The 6980-nt window shown below is 62.0% G+C and carries 3 protein-coding genes and 2 pseudogenes; all 5 read left to right on the forward strand.

Annotated elements, in window-relative coordinates:
• Positions 1-473 (forward strand): annotated as a pseudogene (locus tag BGN91_RS09070) (succinate--CoA ligase subunit alpha); the annotation flags it as partial.
• 131 nt (positions 474-604) lie between these two features.
• On the forward strand, positions 605-3574 hold the full coding sequence (locus BGN91_RS09075; protein WP_292612438.1) for a 2-oxoglutarate dehydrogenase E1 component: 2970 nt from the start codon (positions 605-607) through the stop codon (positions 3572-3574).
• Between the two features lie 194 nt (positions 3575-3768).
• On the forward strand, positions 3769-5058 hold the full coding sequence (gene odhB, locus BGN91_RS09080; RefSeq protein ID WP_292612440.1) for a 2-oxoglutarate dehydrogenase complex dihydrolipoyllysine-residue succinyltransferase: 1290 nt from the start codon (positions 3769-3771) through the stop codon (positions 5056-5058).
• A gap of 121 nt (positions 5059-5179) precedes the next feature.
• Positions 5180-5680: a hypothetical protein gene (locus BGN91_RS09085; protein ID WP_292612442.1), complete on the forward strand. Its 501-nt coding sequence runs from the start codon at positions 5180-5182 to the stop codon at positions 5678-5680.
• 246 nt (positions 5681-5926) lie between these two features.
• Positions 5927-6980: pseudogene (locus tag BGN91_RS09090) on the forward strand (dihydrolipoyl dehydrogenase); the annotation flags it as partial.

Raw genomic sequence — 6980 nt, forward strand, 5'->3', positions numbered from 1 at the left:
TGCCGGCCAACATCTTCAAGCCGGGCCATGTCGGCATCGTCTCCCGCTCGGGTACGCTGACCTATGAGGCGGTATTTCAGACCAGCCAGGAAGGTCTGGGGCAAACAACCGCGGTCGGCATCGGCGGCGACCCGGTCAAGGGCACCGAATTCGTCGACGTGCTGGAGATGTTTCTCGCCGACCCCGAGACCACATCGATCGTCATGATCGGCGAGATCGGCGGCTCGGCCGAGGAAGACGCCGCCCAGTTTTTGATCGACGAAGCCAAGCGCGGCCGAAGCAAGCCGACTGTCGGTTTCATCGCCGGCGTCACCGCACCGCCCGGTCGCCGCATGGGCCATGCCGGCGCGATTATCTCAGGCGGCAAGGGCGACGCCGCGTCCAAAACCGCCGCGATGGAGGCGGCCGGCATCATTGTCTCGCCATCACCCGCGCGCCTCGGAAAAACTCTTGTCGAAAAATTGAAGTCCTGATTCAAACTTTGGTTCTTTTCGCCGCGAAGTTCCACCCCAAATAAGGTAGATGTTCAAAGTCCGCTGATTCCGACTCGGAATCGGCGAACACGCTGTCTCTTTCGCAAGACTAGCAATCGTCAGGACGCGATATGTCTCGCCAGAACGCGAATGCAGCATTTGCCCTTTCCTCGTTCTTGCACGGCCCGAATGCCTCCTACATCGACGCTCTTTACGCGCGCTACGAAAAAGACCCAGCCTCGGTCGATGCCGAGTGGCAGGAGTTTTTCAAAAGCCTGACGGACGCTCCGGAGGACGTCCGCAAGAACGCGGAAGGCCCCTCCTGGGAGAAGGCGAATTGGCCGCCGGCGCCGCAGGACGACCTCACCTCCGCGCTCGACGGCAACTGGGCTCAGGTCGAGCAGGCCGTAAGCGCCAGGGTGCAGGCCAGGGCACAGGAGACGGCGCAAGCGAAGGATTCGGCGCTGGCCGGCGTCGACGTCAATCAGGCCACCCGTGATTCGGTTCGCGCGCTGATGCTGATCCGCGCCTATCGCATGCGCGGACATTTCCATGCCAAACTCGACCCGCTCGGTCTCGAACCCGCGCGCGATCACGAGGAACTCGATCCGCGCGCCTACGGCTTCACCGATGCCGACATGGAGCGCAAGATCTTTCTCGACCATGTGCTCGGCCTCGAATACGGCACCTTGCGCGAGATCGTGGCGATCTGCGAGCGGACCTACTGCCAGACGCTCGGCGTCGAGTTCATGCACATTTCGAACGGCGCCCAGAAAGGCTGGATTCAGGAGCGCATCGAGGGACCGGACAAGGAGATCAGTTTCACGCCGGAAGGCCGTCGCGCCATTCTCAAGAAGCTCATCGAGGCGGAAGGCTTCGAGAAGTTCTGCGACGTCAAGTTCACCGGCACCAAGCGGTTCGGTCTCGATGGCGCCGAATCGCTGATTCCGGCGCTGGAGCAGATCATCAAGCGGGGCGGCAATCTCGGCGTCAAGGAAATCGTGGTCGGCATGCCGCACCGCGGACGGTTGAACGTGCTGACCCAGGTGATGGGCAAGCCTCACCGCGCATTATTCCACGAATTCAAGGGCGGCTCGGTCAATCCCGACGCCGTTGAAGGCTCGGGCGACGTCAAGTATCACCTCGGCGCCTCGAGCGACCGCGAGTTCGACAACAACCGGATCCACCTGTCGCTGACCGCCAATCCCTCGCACCTCGAGATCGTCGACCCGGTGGTGCTCGGCAAGGTCCGCGCCAAGCAGGACCAGCACGGCGATCCGCCCGACCAGCGCAACTCGGTGCTGCCGCTGCTGATGCATGGCGACGCCGCTTTCGCGGGGCAAGGCGTCGTGGCGGAATGCTTTGCGTTGTCGGACCTCAAGGGCTATCGCACCGGCGGCTCGATCCACTTCATCGTCAATAACCAGATCGGCTTCACCACCTATCCGCGCTACTCGCGCTCATCGCCCTATCCGTCCGACGTCGCGAAGATGATCGAGGCGCCGATCTTCCACGTCAACGGCGACGATCCGGAGGCGGTGGTGTTCGCCGCCAAGGTGGCGACCGAATTCCGGCAGAAATTCCACAAGCCGGTCGTGATCGACATGTTCTGCTATCGTCGCCACGGTCACAACGAAGGCGACGAGCCGTCGTTCACCAACCCGATGATGTACCAGAAGATCGCCGAGCATCCCTCCACGCTCGAACTGTACGCGAAGCGACTGACCGCTGAAGGCGTCATCACCGAGGGAGAGGTCGAGAAGCTGAAAGCCGACTGGCGCGCCCGGCTCGATGCCGAGTTCGAGGCCGGCACCGGCTACAAGCCCAACAAGGCCGATTGGCTCGACGGCAAATGGGCGGGCCTCAAGCTCGCCGACCAGGACGAGGAGCCGCGCCGCGGCGTCACCGGTTTGGACGTCGCGACATTGAAGGAGATCGGCCGCAGCATCACCCGCGTGCCGGACGGTTTCCGCGTGCATCGCACCGTACAGCGCTTTCTCGAAAACCGCGCCAAGGCGATCGAGAGCGGCGCCAGCCTCGACTGGGCGACGGCGGAGGCGCTGGCGTTCTGCTCGCTGATGCTAGAAGGCCACAACGTCCGGCTGTCCGGCCAGGACAGCGAGCGCGGCACCTTCTCGCAACGGCACTCGGTGCTGTTCGATCAGCAGGACGAGAGCCGTTACACGCCGTTCAATCATCTCGGCAGGGACCAGGGTCGATACGAGGTCATCAACTCGCTGCTGTCGGAAGAAGCAGTGCTCGGCTTCGAATACGGCTATTCGCTCGCCGAACCCAACTCGCTCACGATGTGGGAAGCGCAGTTCGGCGACTTCGCCAACGGCGCGCAGGTGGTGTTCGACCAGTTCATCTCCGCCGGAGAGCGCAAGTGGCTGCGCATGTCGGGTCTCGTCTGCATGCTGCCCCACGGCTATGAAGGCCAGGGACCGGAGCATTCGTCGGCGCGGCTGGAGCGTTTTCTGCAGATGTGCGCGGAAGACAACATGCAGGTGGTCAATCTCACGACGCCCGCCAATCATTTCCATGCGCTGCGCCGGCAGTTGAAGCGGCAGATTCGCAAGCCGCTGATCATGATGACGCCGAAGTCGCTGCTGCGCCATAAGCGGGCGGTATCGCGTCTCGACGAACTCGGCGCCGACACCACGTTCCACCGCATTTTATACGACGATGCGGCGATGCTGCCGGACCAGAAAATCAAACTGGTGGACGACGACAATATCCGCCGCGTGGTGCTGTGCTCCGGCAAGGTCTATTACGACCTCTACGAGGAACGCGAGAAGCGCAACATCGACGACGTCTACCTGTTGCGGGTCGAACAACTGTACCCGGTGCCGCTGAAGGCGCTGGTGCAGGTCCTGGGCAGCTTCAAGAACGCCGAAGTCGTCTGGTGCCAGGAGGAGCCGCGCAACATGGGCGCGTGGCACTTCATCGAACCCTATCTCGAATGGATTCTCAACCAGATCAGCGCACCCAACAAGCGCCCGCGTTATGCCGGCCGCGCCGCATCCGCCGCCACCGCGACCGGGTTAATGTCGAAGCATCTTGCGCAACTCAAGGCATTTCTCGAAGAAGCACTCGGATAATTAATTGCATCGTCATGCCCGGCGCGCAATCAAGCTTTGCGCAGATTGCGTAAACTTATCTGCGATGCCGGGCATCTACGTCTCTGCATCGAGGTCAGGACGTGGATAGCGGGACAAGCGAGCGAAGCGACGCCGTTCTTCGAACGGGCTATGGCCGGCCACGACCGGTGGAGGATTTAAGAAGGGCTGCTCACATGACTGAGATACGCGTTCCGACGCTCGGCGAATCGGTGACCGAGGCGACCATCGGGAAATGGTTCAAGAAGACCGGCGACGCCGTGGCTGTCGATGAGCCGCTCGTCGAACTTGAGACCGACAAGGTGACCATCGAAGTACCCGCGCCCTCCGCCGGCACGCTCGGCGAGATCGTCGCCAAGGACGGCGAGACCGTCGCCGTCGGCGCACTGCTTGGGCAGATTTCCGAAGGCGCCGCCCCGACCAAACCCGCGGCGGCCAAGGCGTCGGCGAGCGTCGCGCCTGAAAGCGCAACGGGACGCCCGGACCTCAAATCCGATACGACGAAACCGATCAACGCCGGCCCCGAAGAGCCGCGGCCGAAGCCGGAAACCGCAGCGCCATCCGACGCGCCGCTCGCGCCTTCGGTACGCAAACTTTCCGCCGAAAGCGGCGTCGATGCTTCCACGGTGCCGGGCTCGGGCAAGGACGGCCGCGTCACCAAGGGCGACATGCTGGCCGCGATCGAGAAGGCGGCATCGGCGCCGACACCGGTCAACCAGCCGGCCGCCGCCGTGCAGGTGCGTGCGCCCTCGCCGCCCGACGATGCCGCACGCGAGGAACGCGTGAAGATGACGCGGCTGCGCCAGACCATCGCGCGCCGCCTCAAGGAGGTGCAGAATACCGCCGCGATGCTGACGACCTTCAACGAGGTCGACATGACCAGCGTCATGGCGCTGCGCGCACACTACAAAGAGGTGTTCGAGAAGAAGCACGGCTCCAAGCTCGGCTTCATGGGCTTCTTCACCAAGGCGTGCGTGCAGGCACTGAAGGACGTCCCCGCCGTCAACGCGGAAATCGACGGCACCGATCTGATCTACAAGAACTACTATCACATCGGCGTCGCGGTCGGCACCGACAAGGGCCTTGTCGTGCCCGTGGTGCGCGACTGCGACCGCAAGTCGATCGCCGAGATCGAGAAGAGCATCGCCGATTACGGACGCCGTGCCCGCGACGGCCAGCTCAAGATCGAGGAGATGCAGGGCGGCACCTTCACCATCACCAACGGCGGCATCTACGGCTCTCTGATGTCGACGCCGATCCTGAACGCGCCGCAGGCCGGCATCCTCGGCATGCACAAGATCCAGGAGCGTCCGATGGCGATCGGCGGCAAGGTCGAAATCCGTCCGATGATGTATCTCGCGCTCTCTTACGATCACCGCGTCATCGACGGCAAGGAGGCCGTCACCTTCCTCGTGCGCGTCAAGGAATCGCTCGAAGATCCGGCCCGGCTGGTGCTGGATTTGTAGTGCTGGAGCCATTCCGCTTCCGATGGAATCAGAAGCGGGGCTCCATGATTTTGATTTGATGCGTTTTCTTCACGCGAATCGATATCCACTTCGCTCGAAAAACGAGCTAGGAAGACACCACATGACGCAAATCTTGCTGAAATCCGACACCCAAGCCACCGAGTTCGGTCATTTGACCTCGATCGATCTGGAGTTGAATGCGGCCATTTTGGAGCTGTTTTACCTGGCCTGTCTGAGCTTCGAGCACGGAGAATCCGCCGGGAAAATTTACACGTGTGAATACGCTGGAGAAATTAAAACCATCGCCTGCGAAAGTCCCTTCAACACTCTGGGTTCTTTCGAGAACATCTCGAAAAAATCAGCAGACTGGGTTTTGTCACGAACGTTGTTTCATCATGACAACCAGCGGCGACGGGCACGGGCCGCTCAAGAAAACGCGAAAGCTGAAGAAAAGCATCAATCGGCGATCGAGAAAAAGCTCGGCAACCTCGACAAGGCGCACGCTTTGAGGCGAAAGCTGATCACGGACGGAGCCGACCCCGACGAGGTCAACCGACTGGTCGGCGGATTGCTCTTCGATCAGCGTGCAAAATTGCTTCCCGGACCGGACCAAACGGGTTGAGAGGCGCTATTGAAACCAAGCAGTTTCGAGATTCCTGTGAGCCGCCGCGCGGCGGCATCGCCGACAAAATCGCCAGCGCCATCGCCTGGCTGTTATCGGACGAAGCCCCTCATGTCGCCGGCATGAAGACGAACATTTCCTGCGGGTGCAAGGCGCGTCATAAGGATTGAAACGACAGGATTTGAGATCATGGCGACTTACGACCTCATCGTTATCGGCACCGGCCCCGGAGGTTACGTCTGCGCCATTCGCGCGGCGCAGCTCGGCATGAAGGTCGCCGTGGTCGAGAAAAATCCAACGCTCGGCGGCACCTGCCTCAATGTCGGCTGCATGCCGTCGAAGGCGCTGCTGTACGCTTCCGAGACGTTCGAGGAAGCGGGGCACTCGTTCGCAAAAATGGGCATCGGCGTCGACGCGCCGAAACTCGATCTGCCGACGATGATGAACTTCAAGCAGCAGGGCATCGACGGCAACGTCAAGGGCGTCGAATACCTGATGAAGAAGAACAAGATCGACGTCATCTCCGGCAACGGCAAGATCCTCGGCACCGGCAAGGTCGAGGTGTCAGGCGTCGACGGCAAAAAACAAACCGTTGAAACGAAAAATATCGTCATCGCGACCGGCTCCGACGTCGCCCGGCTCAAGGGCATCGAGATCGACGAGACGCGCATCGTGTCGTCCACCGGCGCATTGTCTCTTGAGAAGGTGCCGGGAAAACTTCTGATCGTCGGCGCCGGCGTGATCGGACTCGAACTCGGCTCGGTGTGGCGCCGCCTCGGCGCGCAGGTCACTGTGGTGGAATTTCTCGATCGCATCCTGCCCGGCATGGACGGCGAGGTGGCGAAGCAATTCCAGCGCATCCTCGAAAAGCAGGGCTTTGCGTTCAAGCTCGGCGCCAAGGTCACCGGCGTCGACACGTCGGGCAACGCGCTGGCGGCGCAGGTCGAACCTGCCGCAGGCGGCGCGGCCGAGACGATCGAAGCCGACGTGGTGCTGGTTGCGATCGGCCGCACACCCTACACCGACGGCCTCGGCCTGAAGGAAGCCGGCGTCGCGCTGGACAATCGCGGCCGCGTCGAGATCGACCATCGCTTCGCGACGAATGTGAAGGGTATCTATGCCATCGGCGACGTCGTGAGAGGACCGATGCTGGCGCACAAGGCCGAGGACGAAGGCGTCGCCTGCGCCGAAATTCTCGCCGGCCAGGCTGGGCATGTGAACTACGACGTGATCCCCGGCGTGGTCTACACCACGCCCGAAGTCTCATCGGTCGGCAAGACCGAGGAAGAATTGAAGCAGG

Origin of the sequence: Nitrobacter sp. 62-13 (assembly GCF_001896955.1) — a bacterium.
Taxonomy (GTDB): Bacteria; Pseudomonadota; Alphaproteobacteria; order Rhizobiales; family Xanthobacteraceae; genus Nitrobacter.

Excerpts from the sequence above, each read along its gene's own strand:
- BGN91_RS09075 (WP_292612438.1), top strand. The coding sequence starts at position 605 with ATGTCTCGCCAGAACGCGAATGCAGCATTTGCCCTTTCCTCGTTCTTG.
- odhB (WP_292612440.1), top strand. The coding sequence starts at position 3,769 with ATGACTGAGATACGCGTTCCGACGCTCGGCGAATCGGTGACCGAGGCG.
- BGN91_RS09085 (WP_292612442.1), top strand. The coding sequence starts at position 5,180 with ATGACGCAAATCTTGCTGAAATCCGACACCCAAGCCACCGAGTTCGGT.